At 62.9% G+C, this 20,106-nt stretch carries 21 protein-coding genes; 2 read left to right on the plus strand and 19 right to left on the minus strand.

Annotated features, from left to right (window positions below; all coding sequences use genetic code 11):
- Window positions 1-50: 50 nt before the first annotated feature.
- Genes Q7S58_RS11870 through mutL form a run of 3 tightly spaced genes read right to left on the minus strand, consistent with a single transcriptional unit; the run spans window position 51 to window position 3,807 of the window.
- Window positions 51-980 (minus strand): acetyl-CoA carboxylase carboxyltransferase subunit alpha, encoded by a 930-nt coding sequence (locus tag Q7S58_RS11870; protein WP_304825493.1) that lies wholly within the window; start codon window positions 978-980, stop codon window positions 51-53.
- On the minus strand, window positions 977-1,963 hold the full coding sequence (gene miaA / locus Q7S58_RS11875) for a tRNA (adenosine(37)-N6)-dimethylallyltransferase MiaA (protein WP_304825495.1): 987 nt from the start codon (window positions 1,961-1,963) through the stop codon (window positions 977-979). Before miaA ends, Q7S58_RS11870 begins: the two co-directional genes overlap by 4 nt.
- Window positions 1,960-3,807 (minus strand): DNA mismatch repair endonuclease MutL, encoded by a 1,848-nt coding sequence (gene mutL / locus Q7S58_RS11880; protein WP_304825498.1) that lies wholly within the window; start codon window positions 3,805-3,807, stop codon window positions 1,960-1,962. Before mutL ends, miaA begins: the two co-directional genes overlap by 4 nt.
- Window positions 3,808-3,981: 174 nt before the next feature.
- On the opposite strand from mutL, the gene Q7S58_RS11885 reads away from it, so the two are divergent.
- The gene (locus Q7S58_RS11885) at window positions 3,982-5,214 is read left to right on the plus strand and encodes a hypothetical protein (RefSeq protein ID WP_304825501.1); all 1,233 of its coding nucleotides are present in this window, start codon (window positions 3,982-3,984) and stop codon (window positions 5,212-5,214) included.
- Between the two features lie 115 nt (window positions 5,215-5,329).
- Here the strand turns inward: Q7S58_RS11885 and Q7S58_RS11890 are convergent, their stop codons facing one another.
- The 16 genes from Q7S58_RS11890 to ftsY all read right to left on the minus strand — a co-directional run bounded on the left by Q7S58_RS11890 (window position 5,330) and on the right by ftsY (window position 18,920).
- A complete protein-coding gene (locus tag Q7S58_RS11890; RefSeq protein ID WP_304825504.1) occupies window positions 5,330-5,887 on the minus strand; it encodes an RNA methyltransferase in 558 nt (185 codons plus the stop codon).
- Between the two features lie 2 nt (window positions 5,888-5,889).
- Complete coding sequence (trmD, locus tag Q7S58_RS11895) at window positions 5,890-6,585, minus strand: tRNA (guanosine(37)-N1)-methyltransferase TrmD (protein WP_370655507.1); 696 nt, start codon at window positions 6,583-6,585, stop codon at window positions 5,890-5,892.
- A gap of 115 nt (window positions 6,586-6,700) precedes the next feature.
- A complete protein-coding gene (gene rimM, locus Q7S58_RS11900; RefSeq protein ID WP_304825510.1) occupies window positions 6,701-7,201 on the minus strand; it encodes a ribosome maturation factor RimM in 501 nt (166 codons plus the stop codon).
- A gap of 111 nt (window positions 7,202-7,312) precedes the next feature.
- Window positions 7,313-7,549 (minus strand): KH domain-containing protein, encoded by a 237-nt coding sequence (locus Q7S58_RS11905; protein ID WP_304825513.1) that lies wholly within the window; start codon window positions 7,547-7,549, stop codon window positions 7,313-7,315.
- Between the two features lie 27 nt (window positions 7,550-7,576).
- Window positions 7,577-7,834 carry a 30S ribosomal protein S16 gene (gene rpsP / locus Q7S58_RS11910; protein WP_304825516.1) on the minus strand — a complete coding sequence of 86 codons (258 nt, stop codon included), beginning with the start codon at window positions 7,832-7,834 and terminating at the stop codon, window positions 7,577-7,579.
- 19 nt (window positions 7,835-7,853) lie between these two features.
- Window positions 7,854-9,194 carry a signal recognition particle protein gene (ffh, locus tag Q7S58_RS11915; protein WP_304825520.1) on the minus strand — a complete coding sequence of 447 codons (1,341 nt, stop codon included), beginning with the start codon at window positions 9,192-9,194 and terminating at the stop codon, window positions 7,854-7,856.
- 217 nt (window positions 9,195-9,411) lie between these two features.
- Entirely contained in the window at window positions 9,412-10,794 is a 1,383-nt protein-coding gene (locus Q7S58_RS11920; RefSeq protein WP_304825524.1) for a DUF2330 domain-containing protein, read from the minus strand.
- Complete coding sequence (locus Q7S58_RS11925) at window positions 10,718-11,686, minus strand: RnfABCDGE type electron transport complex subunit D (protein ID WP_304825526.1); 969 nt, start codon at window positions 11,684-11,686, stop codon at window positions 10,718-10,720. Before Q7S58_RS11925 ends, Q7S58_RS11920 begins: the two co-directional genes overlap by 77 nt.
- Window positions 11,687-11,752: 66 nt before the next feature.
- The gene (locus Q7S58_RS11930; RefSeq protein WP_304825529.1) at window positions 11,753-13,009 is read right to left on the minus strand and encodes a hypothetical protein; all 1,257 of its coding nucleotides are present in this window, start codon (window positions 13,007-13,009) and stop codon (window positions 11,753-11,755) included.
- A gap of 86 nt (window positions 13,010-13,095) precedes the next feature.
- Window positions 13,096-13,956 (minus strand): RNA polymerase sigma factor, encoded by an 861-nt coding sequence (locus tag Q7S58_RS11935; protein WP_304825532.1) that lies wholly within the window; start codon window positions 13,954-13,956, stop codon window positions 13,096-13,098.
- Between the two features lie 19 nt (window positions 13,957-13,975).
- Window positions 13,976-14,515: a hypothetical protein gene (locus Q7S58_RS11940; RefSeq protein WP_304825535.1), complete on the minus strand. Its 540-nt coding sequence runs from the start codon at window positions 14,513-14,515 to the stop codon at window positions 13,976-13,978.
- Between the two features lie 96 nt (window positions 14,516-14,611).
- On the minus strand, window positions 14,612-16,171 hold the full coding sequence (gene rny, locus Q7S58_RS11945) for a ribonuclease Y (protein WP_304825538.1): 1,560 nt from the start codon (window positions 16,169-16,171) through the stop codon (window positions 14,612-14,614).
- A complete protein-coding gene (locus tag Q7S58_RS11950) occupies window positions 16,080-16,811 on the minus strand; it encodes a 5-formyltetrahydrofolate cyclo-ligase (RefSeq protein WP_304825541.1) in 732 nt (243 codons plus the stop codon). The genes rny and Q7S58_RS11950 overlap by 92 nt, the downstream gene beginning before the upstream one ends.
- A gap of 267 nt (window positions 16,812-17,078) precedes the next feature.
- Window positions 17,079-17,357 (minus strand): cell division protein ZapA, encoded by a 279-nt coding sequence (locus tag Q7S58_RS11955; protein WP_304825544.1) that lies wholly within the window; start codon window positions 17,355-17,357, stop codon window positions 17,079-17,081.
- Window positions 17,358-17,359: 2 nt separating this feature from the next.
- Window positions 17,360-17,608, minus strand: coding sequence for a cell division protein ZapB (zapB, locus tag Q7S58_RS11960; RefSeq protein WP_304825547.1), 249 nt, complete (start codon window positions 17,606-17,608; stop codon window positions 17,360-17,362).
- 46 nt (window positions 17,609-17,654) lie between these two features.
- Complete coding sequence (ftsY, locus tag Q7S58_RS11965; RefSeq protein WP_304825549.1) at window positions 17,655-18,920, minus strand: signal recognition particle-docking protein FtsY; 1,266 nt, start codon at window positions 18,918-18,920, stop codon at window positions 17,655-17,657.
- Between the two features lie 303 nt (window positions 18,921-19,223).
- Between ftsY and Q7S58_RS11970 the strand changes: the two genes are divergently transcribed.
- On the plus strand, window positions 19,224-20,072 hold the full coding sequence (locus tag Q7S58_RS11970; protein WP_304825551.1) for an SDR family NAD(P)-dependent oxidoreductase: 849 nt from the start codon (window positions 19,224-19,226) through the stop codon (window positions 20,070-20,072).
- Window positions 20,073-20,106: the final 34 nt, after the last annotated feature.

A 20,106-nucleotide genomic window follows, 5' to 3' on the forward strand; every position in this document is an offset into this window, starting at 1 on the left:
TCCACTTAGGTCGCCCGCGAAGTGCGATCATCAAATAGTGAAGCAGCGCGCTAGCCGATCGGCCTGTCGTTTTCGATTCCGGGCCTCGTCAAGTAGGCCGCGCCCATCGCGGCGAATTTACGATCGCGATCGCGCCGCAGTTCGCCGGGCTTCAGCTTGATCAGCGCCTCGAGATGGCGCGTGATTGCCGCGCCCAGCAGATGCGCCGCTTCGGCGGGCGCGGTATGCGCCCCGCCTTGCGGCTCTGAAACGACCTCGTCGATAATTCCAAACTCAAGCAGATCGGGCGCTGAAATCTTGAGCGCGCTCGCCGCCGCCGCGACGTTCTCCTCACCGCCCGCGCGCCACAAAATCGCCGCGCATCCCTCCGGCGTGATTACCGAGTAGCACGCGTTTTCCTGCATCAGCACGATATTCGCGACGCCCAGCGCGAGCGCGCCGCCCGAACCGCCTTCGCCGATCACGCACGCGATCACCGGCACCGTGAGCCGCGCCATCAATTCGAGGTTGTGCGCGATCGCCTCGATCTGCCCGCGCTCTTCGGCGCCAACGCCCGCCTCGCCGCCCTGCGTGTCGATAAACGTGATCAGCGGAATCGAAAACCGGTCGGCAAGTTCATACACGCGCGCCGCCTTGCGATAGCCCTCGGGATGCGGCTTGCCGAAGTTGCGCTTCAAGCGCTCAGTCGTGGTGCGTCCGCGTTGTTGTCCGACGATCGCGACCGCGCGGCGCCCGAAGTAGCCGAGCCCCGCGACGATCGCGCGGTCATCCGCGAAGCGCCGGTCGCCGTGAATCTCGAAGAAGTCGCGAATCAGCAAATCGACGTAATCGAGCGTCTGCGGCCGCATCGGATTGCGCGCGAGCCGCACCCGTTCGATCGCGCTGAGGCTGACTTCCGCAGCGCCATCATCCTTCGCCTCGATTTTGGCGCGCCGCTTCGCGCCGCGGCGATTCTTATGTCCGTTCAGGTTGCCTTTCAAAGTTCACCGCGCTCGCCGAAAAAATTCTCGAATAATGCGAGAGCATCCTGACTGCCGCGCCGAGCGTCAAGCCATACGATTTCCGGCTGCGCGCGGAACCACGTCAACTGCCGCTTCGCGAGCCGGCGCGAATCGCGCTTGGCCAGCGCGATCGCCTCGGCGAGCGCGATCTCGCCGCGCAGATACGCCGCCATTTGCCGGTAGCCGATCGTGCTGAGCCGCGATCGCTCCGATGCTTGCCCTGCTTCCATCAGTCGCCGCACTTCCTCGATCAGCCCCGCCGCGATCATCGCGTCGAAGCGCGCATCGATCGATTCGTACAGTCGTTTGCGCTCGACTTCGACGCCGACCGTCAGCGCGTCGTACTCCGTATCGGCAAATCGATGCCGCCCGTGATGCGCCGTGATCGTCTCGCCGGTCAATTCGAAAACTTCGAGCGCGCGCGTGATCCGGAACAGATCGTTGACGCCGATTCGCGCCGCCGCCTCGGGATCGATTTCGCGCAGATGGTCGTGCAGATACGCAACGCCTAGCTCGTCCGCGATTTTCGCATACTTGCGCCGGATATCCATCGAGGCCGCCGGTCCCTTGAAAATCCCGTTTCGCAGCACCCGCAGATAAAGCCCGCTGCCGCCGACCACGATCGGACGCGCGCCGCGCCGCGCGACATCGGCAATCGCCGCGTGCGCCATCGCCGCGAAGTCCGCGACGTCGAGCGGATCGTCCGCGTCGCGCACGTCTATAAGATGATGCGGCACGCGGCGGCGATCGTCCTCCGACGGTTTCGCCGTGCCGAGATCCATCCCGCGATAAAACTGCCGCGAGTCGGCGTTGACAATCTCCGCGCCGAGGGGCGGCGCAATTTCCATCGCGAACGCGGACTTCCCTGATCCGGTCGGACCGACGATAAAGCCGACGCGAAGCTTCGCCGCGCCGCCGGCCTCCGCTGCGATACTCGACGTCGGCCCGGCGCTCGTCCTCATCGGCGAAACATCCGCTCGATCTGTCCGCGCCCGAAATTTATATGCACCGGCCGCCCGTGCGGACAGTTGGTTTTGAATTCGGTGCGATCCAGTTCGGCCAGCAACGAGTGAATTTCGGCCGCTTCGAGCACGCGCCCGACGCGCACCGAGCCGTGACACGCAAGCTGCTTCAGCCAGGTCTCGAATGCGTCCTCCTTGCCGCCGCGGAAACCCGCCTCGCCGAGGCTATCGATCATGTCCGCCAGCAAGCGCGCGCCGCCCTCGGGACCGAACACCGCGGGCGCACCCTTCAGCAACAGCGTCGTCGGTCCGAACGGCTCGAGGTCGAAGCCCATCGCGCGCAGTTCGCCGACGGCGTTCTGAATCTGCGCCGCGCGCGCCGGGTTAAGCTCGACCGGCACCGGCGCGAGCATTTGCTGCACGCGCACTCCGCCGTCGCGCAATTCCGCGCGCAATCGCTCGAACGTGACGCGCTCGTGCGCCGCATGCTGATCGATCAGGATCAGCCCGTCGTCGGATTCAAGCGCGATATAGCCCGCAAAGATTTGTCCGATCACGCGAAGCTGCGAGTACATCGGGATTTGCGCTGTCGCCGGCGTGTTCGCAGTCGTCGGTCGATCGTCCCGATCGTAAGCGAGGCTGAGCGGACGCTGAAACGCAGCCGGCCGCGGCGCGTCGGGAACCAATCGTAGCGGTGCGTCCGATCTCGAATGCGGCGAGGACGGCGACGATTCGCGCGGTTCATTCGACGCCGCTTGCTCCTCACTTGCGGTGGACATCGTGATCAAGCCCATCGCGACGTCACCCGGCGCCTGATTCGCCTTCGATGTTGCCGCCGCGTTCGAATCGGTCTGATCCGCCAATCGATCGCGCACCGCGTGATAAACGGCCTCGAACACCGCGCCGGAATTACGAAACCGAACTTCAGTCTTCATCGGATGCACGTTCACGTCGACGTCTTCCGGCCGGATATCCACGAACAGCACGGCCGCCGGATGCCGTCCGCGCGGAATCAGCGTCTGGTAGGCCTGCTCGATCGCGCGAATCAAAATTCGATCGCGGACCGAGCGTCCGTTGACGAAGGTGAAAATCATCCGGCCCGTCGCGAACGATTCGTTGCTCGCCGCCGCCAGCCCCCGCGCGCGGAGTCCCGGACGATCCAGCTCGAAGCGCAGCAGGCTGCCCGCGAGCTTCGATCCGAATAGCTGGCGCACGCGCTCGAGCGGCGACGCCGCCCGCGGCAACTCGAAAATCTTGCGTTGATCGGCTATCAGCACGAACGCGACATGATGATTGGCGAGCGCGATCCGCTGAAACGCGTCGGCGATCGCGCCCTGCTCCGTCGCAAGGGTCTTCAGAAATTTGAGCCGCGCCGGCGTGTTGAAAAACAACTCGCGCACCTCGATTCGCGTGCCCGCCGCCATCGCGCATTCGCGCGTATCATCTATATTGCCGCCGTCGGCCGTTAGCTCGACGCCGTTAGCATCGATCGCCCGGCGCGTCTGCAGCTTCAGATGCGACACGCTCGCGATCGACGCCAGCGCCTCGCCGCGAAATCCCAGCGTGCGGATTGCCGTGAGGTCCGCGGCGCTCCGAATCTTCGACGTCGCGTGGCGCCGCAGCGACAGGATCGCGTCCTCGCGCGTCATTCCGCAGCCGTCGTCGCCGACTGCGATCAGCGCCACGCCGCCGCGCTCGATCTCGACGCTGATTGCGCGCGCGCCCGCATCCAGCGAGTTCTCGATCAGCTCTTTCACCGCCGACGCCGGCCGCTCGACCACCTCGCCTGCCGCGATCTGGCTCGCCACCTGCTCCGGCAATATGTGAACTACGTGCTCCGCCATCTGGCGCCGGCGCTTCGAACCGGCTGGCTAGACATTGTAGCTTTACGACCGGATACTCAAGCAACTCGCGCCGATGTGAGATCGCTCGCTGTTTCGAACTGATTGAACTCGGCGGCCGGTTTTGGAATGCTCACCGCCCGTGCGCGCACCCAAGATTCCGTCGAAGCATACCCGATGATCAAAAACATCGTCACGATTTTTTTCGCCACTATTCTCGTAGCCGCCGGCGTTTCCCGCGCCGCCGCGGAAATCAAAATCGGCGTCGGCGTACTCGGCCCGATTTCGCCGCAGACCGAAACCGATATCGATCAACTCGTCGGCAAATTGCCCAACGTCAAGGCCGTGCCGATTCAGCCGCCCGGCGATATCGACGCCTGCGTGAAGCGCTTCGTCGCCGGCGACGCCGACGAGCGGCTCGACGCCGTGATGGTCGTCAGCCTGCCGCCCGAGTCGTTTCAAAGCACGCGCGACAAGGGCGAGGCGAGGTTCACCGGCGCGTACGAAATCTGGACGCTTAATCTGTCGACGCTGGCGGAAGATCGCCATCGCTTCACCTTCAGCGATCGCGAGCCGGTAATCGGCGGCGCCGCGGCGATCCTCGCGATGCCCGCGCAACTCTTCGCCGAGCGCGCCACCGGCAAAAAATTGATCTCGAGCGACGAATGGCAAGCCTTCAAGGCGGTCGAGACCCGCGTCGAAGCCAAGCTCGTCGCGGCGACCAAACTCTACCTGCAGACCGCGCCGATTCGCGATACCGAACCACTGAGTCCGCTCGAGACTGCGCGCAACCTGCTCGATCGCGGCGACGGCGAGACCGCGATGCTCGTCTTTCAGAAGGCGGGCCTCAACAATCCTGAAGTGCAGCGCATGATCGGCGCCGCCCAGCAGCAACTTCGCCGCAGCCAGGCGCAGTCACTGCTCGGCAAAACCTTGGGTGCGATCGCCGGCGGCAACGACAGCCAGGCGCGCAAGATCCTCGCGCAATACGAACACGCGCCGCTCGCCGAACTGTCACGCGCCGACGCGATCCGCCGCGCGATCGCCGCTGCGCCCGACCATCGCGCCGACACCACCTACGACGCAGTGCTCAAGGCCGACGTGCCGACGCTCGATCACGCCGCCTTTGTCGCGATGCTCAAACAAATGTTCGGCGACCGCACCGGCTCGACACCTGCGCAAGTCGTCGTGAGCGCAAAGGACGTCACGATCGAGGACAAGGCCGCGATCCAGGGCGTCAAGGAGCAACTCGACATCTACGCAGCGACGCTCGGCCGCAGCGCGTACCTGATGAGCCTCAAGTGCGGATGCGACGCGAGCGCCGTGCTTACCGCCGAATCGGTCGGCGGTGCAATTCTGAAGGCGAGCTACTCGCCCGCCTCCAAGCGCGCGCAAGTCGGCCTGCCCTAGCGACCCCACCCCCCCTCTGTCATCCTACAATCCCGAGCGGAGGCTGCCGGAGTCGAAGGATCCCGGTGCTTCAAAATTGGCGATGACGGCCTCGGTCCAGGGGCAGACGAATCGTTCAATGGCCGCGGAGGCGATCGAGAATGATCCCGGCGGCAGAGCGAACCGAGAGATGGTTGTAGTCGGTGGGGCCGAGAATCGGCGCCAGCACGATATCGGCCCGCGCGGCGACTTCAGGCGCCATCCCGAAGCCGGTGCCGAGCAGGAGCATCATCGGCGGCGCATCGGGCTGGCTCATGCGCTCGCGCAGCGACGCGTAACTGGCGCCGCCGACGGTCTGCGCCGACGTATGCACGATCAGCGGGCGTTTCCGCGCGGCCTTTTCCGCGGCTGAAATCGCCTCGTCCAAATCGGCGACGATTTGCACCAGCTCGAGCGCCTCGCGACGGCGCGAATCATGCGCGCGGCCGAAATCGAAGCGCCAATGTTCGATCACGCTGGCGGCGAAATTCCGCTGCTCGGGAATCGGATGCACGATGAAAACGCCGCGCACGTCGTAAGTGCGCGCCGCCCGCGCGATATCGTGAATGTCGAGGCTGGTGATCGCCGAGGTCACGATTTCGCCGTTGCGATTCACGACCGGATGATGAATCAGCGCGACGAAAAGGTCCGCCACGCTCAGGATCTCCGCCGTTCGAGCAAGTCCGGACGCCGCCGCGTCGTGCGCCGCCGCGATTCGGCCGCCCGCCATTCGCGGATTTTGCCGTGGTCGCCGCTCAGCAGCACGTCCGGCACGCGCATCCCGCGGAACTCGTCGGGCCGCGTGTATTGCGGATATTCGAGCATCCCGGCCGCGAACGATTCCTCGTCGAGCGACTCGGGATTGCCGAGCACGCCGGGAAGCAGCCGGCCGACTGCTTCGATCACGACCATCGCGGGCAGCTCGCCGCCGCTCAGCACGTAGTCGCCGATCGAGATTTCCTGATCGACCAGCGCGCGCACGCGTTCGTCGATTCCTTCGTAGCGCCCCGCGATCAGCATCAGGCCCGGCGTGCGGCCGGCAAACTCGCGCGCGATCGCCTGATCGAAAACTTCGCCCTGCGGAGTCATCAGGACGCGCCATAGTCCGGGACATTCAGCATCGACGGCGTCGATCGCAGCCGCGATCGGCTCCGGCCGCATCACCATCCCGCTGCCGCCGCCGTACGGCGCATCATCGACCTGGCGGTAATTGCCGAGGCCGAATTCGCGCAGCGCATGAGTCTTGAGCACGATCAATCCTTGCTCGATGGCGCGACCGATCATGCCGCCTTGCAGCGGCGATTCGAACATCTCGGGGAACAGCGTGATTACGTGAATTTTCATCGTGTGCAAACGCGGGCGTCGTTATCCAAATCTATCCGGGCAGTGGAGATTGGGCCAGATGCCGCACGAACGACCGAGCCGCCTGCGTCTTGCCCATGCCTGACTCAATCCGGCACTGAAAAGATCAGTCGAGCAGGCCGGGGATTGGATCGATCGTGACGCGGCGCGCGTCGAAGTCCATCGCCTTGACGACGTCCGCGATCACCGGAATCAGAATCTCGCGATCGCCGTGGCGTACGACCCAGATATCCTGCGCGCCGTTGGAGAAGACCTCTTCAATTTTGCCGATACTGGAGCCATCGACGAGGAACACCTCGCAGCCGATCGCCTGATAGTAGTAGAACTCGCCGGGCGCCGGCGGCGGGACATCCTCGGGTGCGAGCATCGCGATCGCGCCTTTCATTTCGTCGGCGGCGTTGGCGTCGGCGATGCCTTCAATGGTGATTCGGAGCGTGGTCGCGTTCAGCCTGCTGACGCCCAACAATTTGAATTCCTTCGGCTCGCCGCCCCGTTCGACAAAAATGCGCCGGGCGCGCTCGAGGCTGTCGGAGTCCGGGTTGTCGAGCCGCAGGCGGAGCGCGCCCTTCAGCGCGTGCGCGCCAACTATGCGGCCAATACGGAGCATCGAGGCTGGATTTGGCGCCGGCGCCCGTGAGGCCGGGCGCCGATTTCTACTGAGCCGGAATGCGCACGGGAACGAGGCAGCGAGAACCCTTCGCCCCGCGCCACTTCAGCGCTACTTGTCTTCGACAATCTCGAGCACGACTTTGCGATTGGTGCGCGACGCGACCGCGTTGAGGATCGTACGGATCGATTTCGCCGTGCGGCCCTGTTTGCCGATCACTCGCCCCAGGTCCTCTTTGGCCACCCGCAGTTCGAGTACCGATGCGGTATCGCCCAGCGTCTCCTTCACGTCCACCGCCTCAGGATTGTTCACCAATTGTTGCGCGAGGAACTGAACGAGCTCCTTCATAGGATGGCTCCGTTGCAGCGGGTCGCATCAAGCGGAGACCGTTGCGGCTTCGTCGGCTCGTTTAATTAACTTTCTCACCGTGTCGCTCGGTTTAGCGCCCGCCTTGATCCACTTATCGGTATTTTCTTTCTTGAGCGTGACGCGCGGTGGATCGAAAGCCGGGTCATAAGTTCCGACCTGCTCGACAAAGCGCCCGTCGCGCGGCGAGCGCGAATCGGCGACGACGATACGGTAGTAGGGTTTCTTTTTGCTGCCATGACGGCGCAGCCGGATTACAAGGGCCATGTGCTTTTCCTCATCTATATTAACTCCCTAGTCCCATTCCGCGCATCATCATTTTTCCCGCCCCCATCTTGGTGATCTTCTTCATGACTTTGCGCGTCTGTTCGAATTGTTTGAGAAAGCGATTGACGTCCTGGACCGAAGTCCCGCTGCCCGAGGCGATTCGCAATCGCCGCCGGCCGTTGATAATCAGATGATTGTCGCGCTCCTGGATCGTCATCGAATCGATGATCGCCTGGATACGCCGCATCTCGAGTTTCGCTTCCTCCGAGTCAGCGGCGCCGGCGACTTTCTTGAGTCCTGGGATCATCCCGATGATGTCGCCGAGCGAGCCCATCTTGGCGATCGCTTTGATCTGCTCGGCGAAATCCGTGATGGTGAACTCGTTCTTCTTGAACTTGCGCTCGAGCTCCTTGGCCTTGGTCTGATCGTAGTTCTGCTGCGCCTTCTCGATCAGCGTCAGCATGTCGCCCATGCCCAGGATTCGCGAGGCCAGCCGATCCGGATAGAAGACCTCGAACGCGTCGAGCTTCTCGCCGGTAGTTGCGAACAAAATCGGCGCGCCGGTGACGGTCCTGACGGACAGCGCGGCGCCGCCCCGCGCGTCGGAATCGAGCTTGGTCAGAATGACGCCGGAGATGCCGAGCCGCTCATGGAATCCCGCCGCGACGTTGGCGGCCTCCTGGCCGGTCATCGCGTCGGCGACGAATAAAATATGATGCGGCCGGAGCGCGGCTTTGAGTCGCACCAGCTCGTCCATCAGCTCTTCGTCGATCTGCAGGCGGCCCGCGGTATCGATCAGCACCGCGTCGTGACCGCCGGTCTCTGCGCGCGCCAGCGCCCGCGACGCGATCTCGATCGGATCCTGATCCTCGCTGCTGTCGAGCACCGGGATACCGGCGTTCGCGCCGAGCACGCGCAACTGCTCCATCGCGGCCGGGCGATACACGTCGGTCGAGGCGAGAATCGGATGCCGCTTGCGCTCCGACTTGAGCCATCGCGCGAGCTTGGCAATCGAAGTGGTTTTGCCCGAGCCTTGCAGCCCGACGACCATGATCTTGACCGGCGGCTTGACCTTGAGATCGAGTTCGCGCGCCGTCCCGCCCATCGCGTTCTGCAACTCAGTCGCGACGAACTTGATGAGGTGCTGCTCGGGCGAGAGCGAGCGCAACACTTCCTGGCCGAGCGCCTTGCCGCGCACGTGCTCGACGAAATCGCGCACGACCTTGATATTTACGTCGGCTTCGAGCAGCGCGAGGCGTACTTCGCGGAGCGCCTCTTCGATATTGCGCTCGGTGATTCGGCCCTGGCCTTTGAGCTTCTTGAAGACGCTTTCAAGGCGGTCGCTGAGGGTATCAAACATAAGCCTGAACTCGGTGCAGCAGGTCGAGGTAACGCGAGCAGCCCAGACCACTCACGTTGAAATACAACTCTACCAAACAGGCAACGCTAAGCCACCCCCCGCCGCAAGTCAACGCGGGCTCATCTGTACGATGATCGCGCGGGTAAGGATATGCCCCTCGGCGAGGCGATCGCGCCGTGATCTCGCGATGCTCGCCGAGGGGAGGACGAGATGAAATTTAATCCCAGATATTCTGCCACCACGGCTTCGGCGCTTCGATTCCCTTGAGCCCGGCCTTCTTGATCACGTCGCCAATCGTCCATCCAGTCAGATCGGCGAGCGTCTCGGCTTCCTGCCCGCGCCGGCGATTCACCTCTTCGAAGTAACTCTTCGCCGCCGGGCACGCCTCGCGCGACCCCTTCCAGGCGTGGCGCAACACATAGCGCGCCTGGAAATTTTCCTGATCCTGCGTTTCCTGGAAGGCGAGATCCTCAGGGAAAGTATCGGCCGAGTAGCGCACGTGCAGGCGGGTCAGCATCACCGGCAGCGCACCGCCGCCAATTGGCGGATACATCATCACGCCGCCGCGCATCCCAACGCCGCCAGGCTGTTCGTCGAGCCAGAACACGCCGAGGCCCTTCAATTCCTCGCGCGAGAGCGGCGGCGCGGCGCACGGATCGCACCATCCCATGTTCCACACGTATTCGGTGAACACTGCGCGCATATCGTTGCGCTTAACCTGTTGATTGAACATCGCCTTGTAGAAATCGCCGAATTCACCGCCGACGTACTCCGGGATATCCATCCCGCTCGGCAGTTTGACGGTGCGATAGTTGGTGGTCTCGACGCGCCCGTTTTCGGTGAGCAGATAGACGATCAGATCCTGCGGGCCTTGCGCGTTAATCATGCCCAGCCGAATCGGCAGCATGAATTTCGGCGATTCGAACGCGAACTGCAGCGGCCGGAGATAGGTCAATCCGGCGCGGCGATGCTCCGTCAGATTCACTTTCGCGACGAAAAATTTCATGTCCTGCCGGATATACGGTGCGAGCGCGCGGCTCGCGCCGAGCGGAACCCGGTAACCGCTTTGCTGCAGCCACGTCTCGAGCCCCGACGATTCCTTCGCCGACAAGATCACGATGTCGTATTCGCCGACGGTGTACTCGGCCTCGATCGTGACTCCGAGCGTTTTCATCTCGGCTTCATTGCGAGCACTCGACTTCGCCATGTCCATCGCACCCGCGGCCCCCATCGCCATCGGCCGCATGATCTCGCACGGATTGGGATCGAAATATTCGACCAGGCGCGGCGCACTGTACGCGTCGAGTTTGGTGAACAGTTCGCGATCGCCGATATGCACCTGCCCCTTCTGCAACACCACCAGCACCGGCACCACCAGCGCGAATTCCGACGGCTCGCCCTGGTAATCGTTCATCAGGCTGATTACGGTCTTGTCGTCGCGATGCGCTACCACGACCTGCGACGCGTGATTGATCAGGCTCGCGTTGGCCTTGCCAACATAGAAGCCGCAGAATGCGCGCGCATCATGCGGCCTGCCGAGCGCGATCGCGGCGAACATCAGCATCGCGAGCATCGATTGTCGAAACGGAATTGGTTTCATCGTGACCTCCATTTTGAGTCCAGTTGAATTTCGGCGCCGGCCAGAGCGCGTCCCAGAGCGGAACGCACGCCGCCGCGATAAACAAAGCCCAAATGAGTCCGTTGGTGCGGTAGAAGCCGAACTGCCATGCGTATGCGATCGCCGCGACCACTGCTGCGTGCGCGATTCGTCCGGCGCGGCTGTTGGGCGCCGTCATCGGATCGGAAATCATGAAGAACGCGAACAAGAGCAGCGCGCCGCTCGACAACTGATGCGTCCACACGCTCCAGCGCTGGCCGAGATACGCGACCCGAAGCGCGAGTGCGCCGAGATAGAATGCGAGAAACGCCCAACTGATATCGGCGCGGCGCGCGCGCTGCGTCACCAGCATCCCGAGCACGACGACCCATCCTGCGATCGCAACGTCCTGTCCCCATTGGCCGGGCGAAACCCACGCGCCGGGAAGCAACTTGAGGGCGAAGATCACGCCGAAGGTCGCGGGATTGAACAGATGCTTTTCACGAAATCGGAAGATCGATTTGGATGAAATCGCGGCCGCGGCGGCGATCGGATGCACCAACAGATTGTCGGCGCGAAGCAGCAGCGAGAGGCTGAGCGAGGTGATGATCGCGCTACGGAGCGAGCGCGGCTTATTGGGCGTCAGCGGCCAGCAGGCCCACTGCGTCGCGAGGGCGGCGGCGAAGGTCAGAATCGCTTGCGTAGGGCGGAGGCTGAAATCGCGGAACCAGGCGCCGATCGCGAGCAGGATCCCGAGCGCAAAAATCTGGAACAGCCGCGGATCGGAGAATGCACCGCGAACGGCTGATACGATCGCGCCCGTGCGTGCTGTGCCCGCCCTGATCGCGCTGGCTCGAATCGCGCTCGCCTGAATCGCCGCGGATACCTGGTCCATCGAGTCGTCCCTCTCGACTCTTTGAACGGCGCGGGCGAATTTTCTTGCACGAAAAGATCGGGCGGTTTATTGCGGACGCCAGGTGGCGCCGCCGTCGGCGGTGGCGAAATTCTTGCCGCTGACGGTGGTGATGCTCGCGCGATCGGCGCTGCTGGCGGTGATTTGAGTGATGTCGTCGCTAGTCGGCGACGCGATTTTCCGCCAATTCGCGCCGCCATCGGTCGTGCGTAGAATCGTCCCGGCACGGCCGCCGATCCAGCACACATCTCTGGAAGTTGCTGCGCCGGCGAGAAGGTCTGCGGACACGCCGCTGTTCTGCGCGACGTATTCGCCGCCGGTCACGCTTCGCGCAATCTTTCCTTTCGGCCCGATTTCCCAGACCGCACCCTCAACAGAGACGACCGCGTTGAATCCCGGATCGGTTGGACGCACGGGATACGCGAAGCTGCTGCTGGCCGTTCCGCGTTCAGCAAACGCGCTGGCTGCGCCTGCGGATGCCGATCCTGCTGAACCCGCGGCAACTCCCAACGAATTGTCGGGTAACGGCGAACTTGACGGAGCCTTGGCAGCCGCCGTATCCGTGCGCATCGCGAGCGCGCCTCCAGAGGACGGCGCCGCTTCGCCGGATGCTTCCGCTTCAGTGCCGGCGAGTGTTTGGGTTTCCGGTTCTGCCGCGGCTTCAGCGCGCATCGCGCGTTTTTCAGCGAACGCCTCTGTCCGCGCTCTCGCCGATCCGGCGAACGTATCGCGACTCTTTTCTTTGGCGAGCGGCTTCGCCTGATCAGCGAGCGGCGCGCTTCGTTCTTCCATTGCTGGCGCGCGCTTGGGTTCGTTCAGCGCCAACTCACCGACGGCGGGCGCGGCGGGAGCTTCATTTGGCGGAGCGGTCTGCGATGAAGCGAGCGATTCCGTGACGGGCGCATTCGCCGCTGCCTCCGGCTTCGACATCGCGACGAGTTGCTGCCGCTCGAATTGGTTTTCGGTGTTGCGTGTGAACCTGATCGCGATCAGGATCGCCGCCGCCGCTGCCAGCGCGGGAATCGCGATACGCAATCCGCGAAGCCATGCGACTGGCGATCGCTTCGCAGCCTCGACGATTCCGGAATCGGCGCGCGCAATCGAGGCGAGATTCATCTGGCATCGCGCGCAGTCGGCGAAATGTTGCTCGAGATGCTCGCGCTCCGACGACGACATTGAACGATCGTAGTATGCAGCGATCACGCCGGCGTCGGGGCAGTCCGAAGTCGCGTCGCCGGGCGATTCGCGCATCGTGCGCCGCAAAATCGCGTCGAGGGGCGGGTTGTTTTTGTCCGAGGAATTCAACTTCTCTTTCGCCGTCTCTATTTGAACGAATGAGTCATCGAAAATTGCGCACGACGACTGAAAGAATCCGGTTTAGGCTTTTCATTTTAGCGAGCCTCGGGCAGCGCGCGGCCAAGATCGATTGGCAAATCACCCGCAGCGTAATCATAACACAGCCGAATTTGCTCCTGATCCAGGCCGTTTTGAGTTTTGAGTTGCGCCTCAATTTCGCGCTTGAGAGCGTCGCGCGAGCGCGCAAGCTGGCGCGAGACAGTGGATTCATGCTCGTTCATCAGGCGGCCGATTTCGTTCAGCGAAAGCGCGTGGCGATAGTAGTACCCAAGCCGCATCCGCTCGCGCGGCGCAAGCAACTTGAGCGCGATCGCGAGCGCCGCACCGAGCATCTGCACGTAGCGTGCGCGTTCGGGCTCGGATTGGTCGTCGTCGCGACTCGCATCGGCGGGTGGATTCGCGCCGTCGGCGAATTGCTCGAGGCGGCTCGTGGAGCGGACGTAATCGACGTGACGCTGCGCCAGCACGGCGCGCAGCCAGGTCAGAATCGAGCTGCGGCCGTGGAAATAATCGAGCATCGAGCGACGCGCGCCGTCACGCACCTGGAGTCCGTAGAGATCGGCCCACAACGAATCGGCTAGTTCGCGGCCGCGGTCATCGTCGCGGGTGATCGCGCGCGCCGCTGAATAAAGCGACGGACGAAGTTTCGTGATGACATGTTCCCACGCGCCGGCATGACCGGCTTTGCAGGCGAGCGCGAGTGCGAGATCTTCACCGTGCAGAGCATCGAGCAACGCCGCGATCGCCAAATCGCCGGATGCTCCCGCTGAGCGCGTCGCACGATGCGCCGCCTCGAATAGCAAATCCTGAGTTACGTTCCAGCGCTCCGCTCGGGATTGATTGTAGAGTCGGGCGAGCGCTCGAGCATACCTGGCTGCGAACTCTGGCGGCGCCATGCCCACGGATTTGAACAAACTATTTCGCGGAGAAGTGGCGCAGGGTCTCGGCGTGGCGATCGACCAGCGCGTCGCATCGCGCGAGCAGGGCTGGGTCATGCGAATGCCGCTCGATCATGTAGCTCAATTCGCCGAGATCGTGGACCAGCAAGCGCAGGCATCGCTCGTATTCATCGGGCGCCTGCAACGCCTTCAGCAGATCGGACACCAAATCCTCGAGTTCGGTCTCCTCGACTTCGAGCGCGATTTCCAGCGCCCGTTCGAGCGGGATTCCCGGCGCCGCGTCGCGCTGCGCTTTTTCGAGCAGCGCGCGGAGCCGCAAAATGGTCCCATCTTCGAGCGAGATCGGACTCGCGTTGTCGAGCATCGATTCCTGGTAGAGCACCGTCGTCACCAGCTCGAGCGCGCCGACGTGGCGGGCTTCATCGCGCGCCATCGCGAACCAGAAATCCTGCAGCACGCGATCGTGCGCGAAAGTTTTGGCGAATCGCACATAGAGCGCCATGCTCTGTTTTTCCAGAGCGATCGTGGCGTCGAGAACTTCACGCGTAGTCGGCATCGCGCTTCGATAATAGTAGCGCGCGCGCCGCCCCGTAAAGCGCGAAGGCCCGACCGCATCGCGATCGAGCCTCCGCTTCGAGCAATTTCAATTGTCTTACTTCGCCAATTCGGTCGCCCGCGTCTCCCTGATGACGATCACGCGGATTTGTCCCGGATAGGTCATGTCGGCTTCGATTTTGCGCGCCACTTCGCGCGCCAGCATCGAGGTGTCTTCGTCCGAGACCTGGGTCGGTTCGACGATCACCCGCATCTCGCGGCCGGCCTGCACCGCAAAACACTTCTCGACCCCTTTGAACGATTTCGCGATCGCCTCAAGATCCTCGAGACGCTTGACGTAACTCTCGAGCACCTCGCGCCGCGCACCCGGACGCGCACCCGAGAGCGCATCGGCCGCATCGACCAGCGGCGCGAGAATCGTTTCGGCTTTCACTTCCTCATGATGCGCCGCGATCGCGTTGACGATCTTCGCCGATTCGCCGTACTTGCGCGCGATTTCGCCGCCGATTAGCGCGTGCGACCCCTCGACTTCATGGGTCAGCGCCTTGCCGATATCGTGCAGCAGCGCCGCGCGGCGCGCCTGCTTTTCATTGAGTCCCAGTTCTGCCGCCATCGAGCCGCAGATAAACGCCGCTTCGATCGAATGCATCAGAACGTTCTGCGCGTAGCTGTATCGATACTTGAGCATCCCGAGCAGCTTGACCAACTCCGGATGAATCCCGTGCACGCCGACCTCGATAATCGCGCGCTGGCCGGCCTCGCGGATCGATTCCTCGACCTCCTGCTCCGCCTTGCGCACGACTTCCTCGATCCGTCCCGGATGGATCCGGCCGTCGGAGATCAATCGCTCGAGCGCGACGCGCGCGATCTCGCGGCGAATCGGATTGTGGCATGAGATAACGACCGCCTCCGGCGTGTCGTCGATTATGATATCGACCCCGGTCGCCGCCTCGATCGCGCGGATATTGCGGCCTTCGCGCCCGATTATTCGGCCCTTCATTTCGTCGTTGGGCAGCGAGAGCACCGACACCGTGCGCTCCGCGACGAACTCGCCCGCCAGCCGCTCGATCGCGATCGACACGATTCGTTTCGCGCGCCGATCGGCCTCTTCGCGCGCTTCTTCCTCGACGATTCGAATATGCTTGGACGCTTCGGTGCGCGCCTGTCCGATCATCTCCTCCATCAACGAGCGCTTCGCTTCTTCGCGCGTGAGTCCGGCGACGGCTTCGAGCTTGCCGCGTGCTTCGTCGATCAGCGCCTGCTGTTGTTCTTCCTTTTCGGTGAGACTTTTCTCGCGCGAGCGAAGGCTCTGATCGCGCCGATTAAGGTCGGCCTCCCGGCGCTCGAATGCTTCCTGGCGTTTTTCGAAACTCTCTTCGCGAGTTTCGAGCTTGGCTTCGATCGCCGTGATTTCGCGCCGCCGTTCGCGGATCTCGCGTTCCGCTTCGGCGCGCGCGCCGACGAGCAGGTCTTTGGCCTTTAGTTCAGCCTCCTTGAGTAACAGTTCGCTGCGGGTTTTTGCCTCCTTGGTTATGCCCTCGATTTCGGCGTGCGCGGCCTCCAGGTTAACGGCGTCCTTGCGCTGGTTCGTTATCCCCCAAAAATATAAGACCACGCCACCAATTATGATTCCCAGGATTAAGGTGAGTAGAGCCACCCGGGTGTACCTCCTTCGTCCGCGCCTCGCGAGCCGGCAGTGGCGTTTCGCCGGCGCGATGAACAGCGGACTCGGTCACGATGATGTTGAGCCGCCGGTCGAACTCCGTTTCGGGAATTCGATCGAGCAGCTGGAATGAATAAGCGAGTCCCACGCCGATCGCTTCCGCGCCGAACTGGCCGAGGAAACGATCGTAATAGCCCCCGCCCCTGCCGAGGCGCTGACCTTCGAGTCCGAAGGCCACGCCGGGAACGCAAATCACGATGCTGGAAAACTTCTGTCGATCGAGCCGCTCCGCCGATTCGGGCGGCGCGATGATTCCGAGCGCATCAGGTTGAAGATCGCTGCGATCGCGGACCCGGCCCGCAACGATCGTCCTGACCGATCGATCACGCGGGTCCGTTTTGATCCGCGGATAGAAGACGGCGCGCCCCGACGCGATCGCGTCGGCGAAGATCGCATCGGTGGCGACTTCGTTGCCCTTCGACGCATACAGCACGACCGCCCCGGCGCCGCGATACTCGGCGCTCGCGATCACTTCGCGCTGAATGCACAGCGACATCGCCGCGGCGCGCTCGACTGAAAGCGCATCGCGGCAATCGCGTAGTATTGCTCGTAGCTTTTTCTTGTCGTCCGCCACAGTCTTACGCCATGGCGGGAGCGGGTTAACTCTTCATTGATCGCACGCCTCGGCGTGCGCTCGTCGTTCTCGATCCGGCTGACAGCCGGCCTGTCGCTGCGAAGTATCGCTCATGATGCCGAAAATTTCGCTGCTCGTCGCCCATCGATGCGGCTCAAGTATTTCGCACGGCCCGTTGCATGGATGCACCGCGTTTAGGCCTGTTCCGAGATTCAAATTTTCCCGCCCCCGTCGCAAGCAAATCCGACCCGGCTGCCGCGCTCTGCTTCACGATGGATCCCCATCGATCGCCGCGGACAGCCGTTTATTCATCGCCTCGATTCGATCCATCAACTCCTGATGCTCCCGGCGCAGATGCTCGAGTTCGTCGGCGAAATTTAACGCAGCAAGGATTACCAGATTGATCGAACTCACGGTCTGGGTCCCTGCGCGGATAGCCTTGATACGTTCGTCCACCGTCTCGGCCACGGACTTTACCCACTCATCGCCCGCATCGCTGGCGACCACCAGGCTTTGGCCCATGATCTGGACGTTAACGCCTTTCATCTTCAGCCGAGATCGATACCGTCGAAACGCGACAGGATTTTTTCGATCCTCGTGCGGACTTCGTTGCGTTCGCTTTCCTGCGCCGCGCGCTCGGCGCTAAGTTGCTTCACTTGCGCGGCGGCTTCGGCATAGCGTTTCTCAGTCTCGGCCAGCCGCTGCGATAATTGCTCATTCTCCTTGCGCAACTGGCTCATTTTGGCCACAGAGGCCTGGATACGTTCATCGAGCTGTTTCAGGACGTCGGTCGCCATTAGTCGAAAACTTCTACCTTTAGTTTAATTTTGCTAATGCAAGGAATCAAGCGGCATATGATCCGCTGGTACTCTGCTCTCCCGCCTCGTCGGTTGCAAACAACGCCGCGACAAATTCCGGCCCGTCAAACTCGCGCAAGTCCTCCAGGCGTTCTCCCAACCCAACATAGCGCACTGGAATCTTAAGCCGCTCCGCGATTCCCACCACCACGCCACCCTTGGCGGTGCTGTCGAGCTTCGCCAAAACTACGCCCGTGAGTTTCACTGCGTCGCCAAAAATTTTCGCCTGGCTGATCGCGTTCTGGCCGGTGTTCGCGTCGAGCACCAGCCACGTCTCGTGCGGAGCGCCGGGCAGTTCGCGCCCGACGACGCGCGCGATCTTCTTGAGTTCCTCCATCAGGTTGACCTTCGTCTGCAATCGGCCGGCGGTATCGATCAGCAGCGCACCGCTTTTCCGCGCAACTGCCGCCTTGACCGCGTCGAACGCGACCGCGGCGGGGTCCGACCCTTGCGACTGTTTGATCATCTCTGCGCCGGCGCGATCGCACCATACCTGCAATTGCTCGATCGCGGCGGCGCGGAACGTATCGGCGGCGGCGACGACCACGCTGCCGCGCTTCTGTTTCAGCAGCATCGCGAGTTTCGCGACGGTCGTGGTTTTGCCGACTCCGTTCACCCCGACCAGCATGATCACCAGCGGCGCTTCGCCGGGGTCCGCGGGCTTGCACTCCGCCGACGCGAGGATCGCGGCGATTTCGGCCTTCAGCGCGTCGCGAATCACGTCGGGACGGGCATCGTTGCCGAGCTTGGCGCGCACGCCCGCGGCAATCTTCATGCTCGCCTCGACGCCAACGTCAGCGGCGATCAGCGCTTCTTCGAGTCCTTCGTAGATTTCATCGAGCTTCGCACTGCCCGTCAGCGCGGCGCGGATGCGCGAGAGAAAATTCTCGCGCGTCTTGCGAAGCCCGAGTCCGATTCGCACTGGCTCGCGCACAACTTCAGGTTTTTCGGCGATCGCGGGCGCAGGTTTTACCGCGACTGGCGGAGCGGCGGGACGAGCCGGTTCCTCGACGCGTTCGACGGTCGGCGCCGGCGCGATTTCCTCGATACGCTCGCTCGGCGCCTCCCGCGGCGCGGCGATTATCTCAGTGATTTGTTCATCGGCGATCGGCGCGGCTATCTCGCTCTCGATTTCTGGCCGCGACGGAAGAGCTTTGCGCAGACTCCATTGAATCAGGACGCCGATAAAAATAAACGCGACCGCCGAGGCGCCGGCGATCGTGAGCAGAAGGCTGATATAGAGCGGAAGCACGTGATAAATCCCAGCGGAAAATCTGAAGTATTTTGATTGTGGTTCGACCAGCAGAATAACAGTCAAGGCAGGAATCGGAAACCGCCCGCCGGAAGTCGCCCGTGACGCCTTACCCTTTCCTCTATTAACAGGCCGAAGGCCGCATCTTCTCCTAGAGCGATTCGGCCCTGCGGCCCGAACTCGGCTTCGCGTCGCCACGGGAAGCCCGAAACCTCGTGAGGTTTCGGATCTCTTCTCCTGTGACATATCGCGCGGCGCCTGCTACAACCTAACGGCATCCGCGATCGCGAATGGAGCCATCGTATGGGCAAGTTGCAGGGCAAGGTCGCAATCGTGACCGGCGCGAGCCGCGGCATCGGCAAGGCAATCAGCGAACTCTTCGCCAAAGAAGGCGCGAAAGTGATCTGCTCCGCGCGCACGCTCAAGGAAGGCGAGCATCCGCTGGAAGGATCGCTCGAGACCACCGTCGCGGGCATCAGAAAGTCCGGCGGCGAGGCGACTGCCGTCACCTGCGACGTGTCCTCCGAGGCCGATTGCGAAAGGCTCGTCGTCGAGACGCACCGGATTTACGGCCCCGTCGATGTGCTGGTGAACAACGCGGCGCTGACCTATTTCATCGAGGTGAAGGATTTTCCGCCCAAGCGATGGATGCGCTCGTTCGCGGTGAACGTCCACGGCCCATTCATGATGAGTCATCTCGTGCTGCAAGACATGATTGCGCGCAAGTCGGGAGCGATCGTTAATATTTCGTCGGGCTCGGCAATCGGGCCGGGCCGCGGACCGTACAAAGAAGCGATGCCCGTGCGCGGGACCGCGTGCTACGGCGCCGAGAAAGCGGCGCTCGAGCGCTTCACACAAGGCCTCGCCGAGGAAGTTTACGCGGACGGGATTTCAGTCACCTGCGTATCGCCATCGCTGGTGGTTCCGACGCCAGGCACGGTCCATCATCATCTGGTCACCAGTATGGACGATCCGTCGGGCGAGCCGGTCGAATGGATGGCGCAATCGGCGCTGCTACTCGCGACCGAGCCGCTCGACAAGGTGACTGGACTCGTGACGTACAGCCAGCCGCTGTTGATGCAATACGGTTTGATCGACAAGGCGGTCGGCATCGGCGTCGATATCAAAGGCAGCGGCTACAGCCAGATCTGATTGGCTCGGAACGATTGCGCACTTCCGTCATCCC

Origin of the sequence: Candidatus Binatus sp., assembly GCF_030646925.1 — a bacterium.
Classification (GTDB): Bacteria; Desulfobacterota; Binatia; order Binatales; family Binataceae; genus Binatus.

What these genes read in the sequence shown, in the direction of transcription:
- miaA (WP_304825495.1), bottom strand. Translation starts at nt 1,963, where the DNA reads ATGAGGACGAGCGCCGGGCCGACGTCGAGTATCGCAGCGGAGGCCGGC.
- mutL (WP_304825498.1), bottom strand. Translation starts at nt 3,807, where the DNA reads ATGGCGGAGCACGTAGTTCACATATTGCCGGAGCAGGTGGCGAGCCAG.
- Q7S58_RS11885 (WP_304825501.1), top strand. Translation starts at nt 3,982, where the DNA reads ATGATCAAAAACATCGTCACGATTTTTTTCGCCACTATTCTCGTAGCC.
- rimM (WP_304825510.1), bottom strand. Translation starts at nt 7,201, where the DNA reads ATGCTCCGTATTGGCCGCATAGTTGGCGCGCACGCGCTGAAGGGCGCG.
- Q7S58_RS11905 (WP_304825513.1), bottom strand. Translation starts at nt 7,549, where the DNA reads ATGAAGGAGCTCGTTCAGTTCCTCGCGCAACAATTGGTGAACAATCCT.
- rpsP (WP_304825516.1), bottom strand. Translation starts at nt 7,834, where the DNA reads ATGGCCCTTGTAATCCGGCTGCGCCGTCATGGCAGCAAAAAGAAACCC.
- ffh (WP_304825520.1), bottom strand. Translation starts at nt 9,194, where the DNA reads ATGTTTGATACCCTCAGCGACCGCCTTGAAAGCGTCTTCAAGAAGCTC.
- Q7S58_RS11920 (WP_304825524.1), bottom strand. Translation starts at nt 10,794, where the DNA reads ATGAAACCAATTCCGTTTCGACAATCGATGCTCGCGATGCTGATGTTC.
- Q7S58_RS11925 (WP_304825526.1), bottom strand. Translation starts at nt 11,686, where the DNA reads ATGGACCAGGTATCCGCGGCGATTCAGGCGAGCGCGATTCGAGCCAGC.
- Q7S58_RS11935 (WP_304825532.1), bottom strand. Translation starts at nt 13,956, where the DNA reads ATGGCGCCGCCAGAGTTCGCAGCCAGGTATGCTCGAGCGCTCGCCCGA.
- Q7S58_RS11940 (WP_304825535.1), bottom strand. Translation starts at nt 14,515, where the DNA reads ATGCCGACTACGCGTGAAGTTCTCGACGCCACGATCGCTCTGGAAAAA.
- Q7S58_RS11955 (WP_304825544.1), bottom strand. Translation starts at nt 17,357, where the DNA reads ATGAAAGGCGTTAACGTCCAGATCATGGGCCAAAGCCTGGTGGTCGCC.
- zapB (WP_304825547.1), bottom strand. Translation starts at nt 17,608, where the DNA reads ATGGCGACCGACGTCCTGAAACAGCTCGATGAACGTATCCAGGCCTCT.
- Q7S58_RS11970 (WP_304825551.1), top strand. Translation starts at nt 19,224, where the DNA reads ATGGGCAAGTTGCAGGGCAAGGTCGCAATCGTGACCGGCGCGAGCCGC.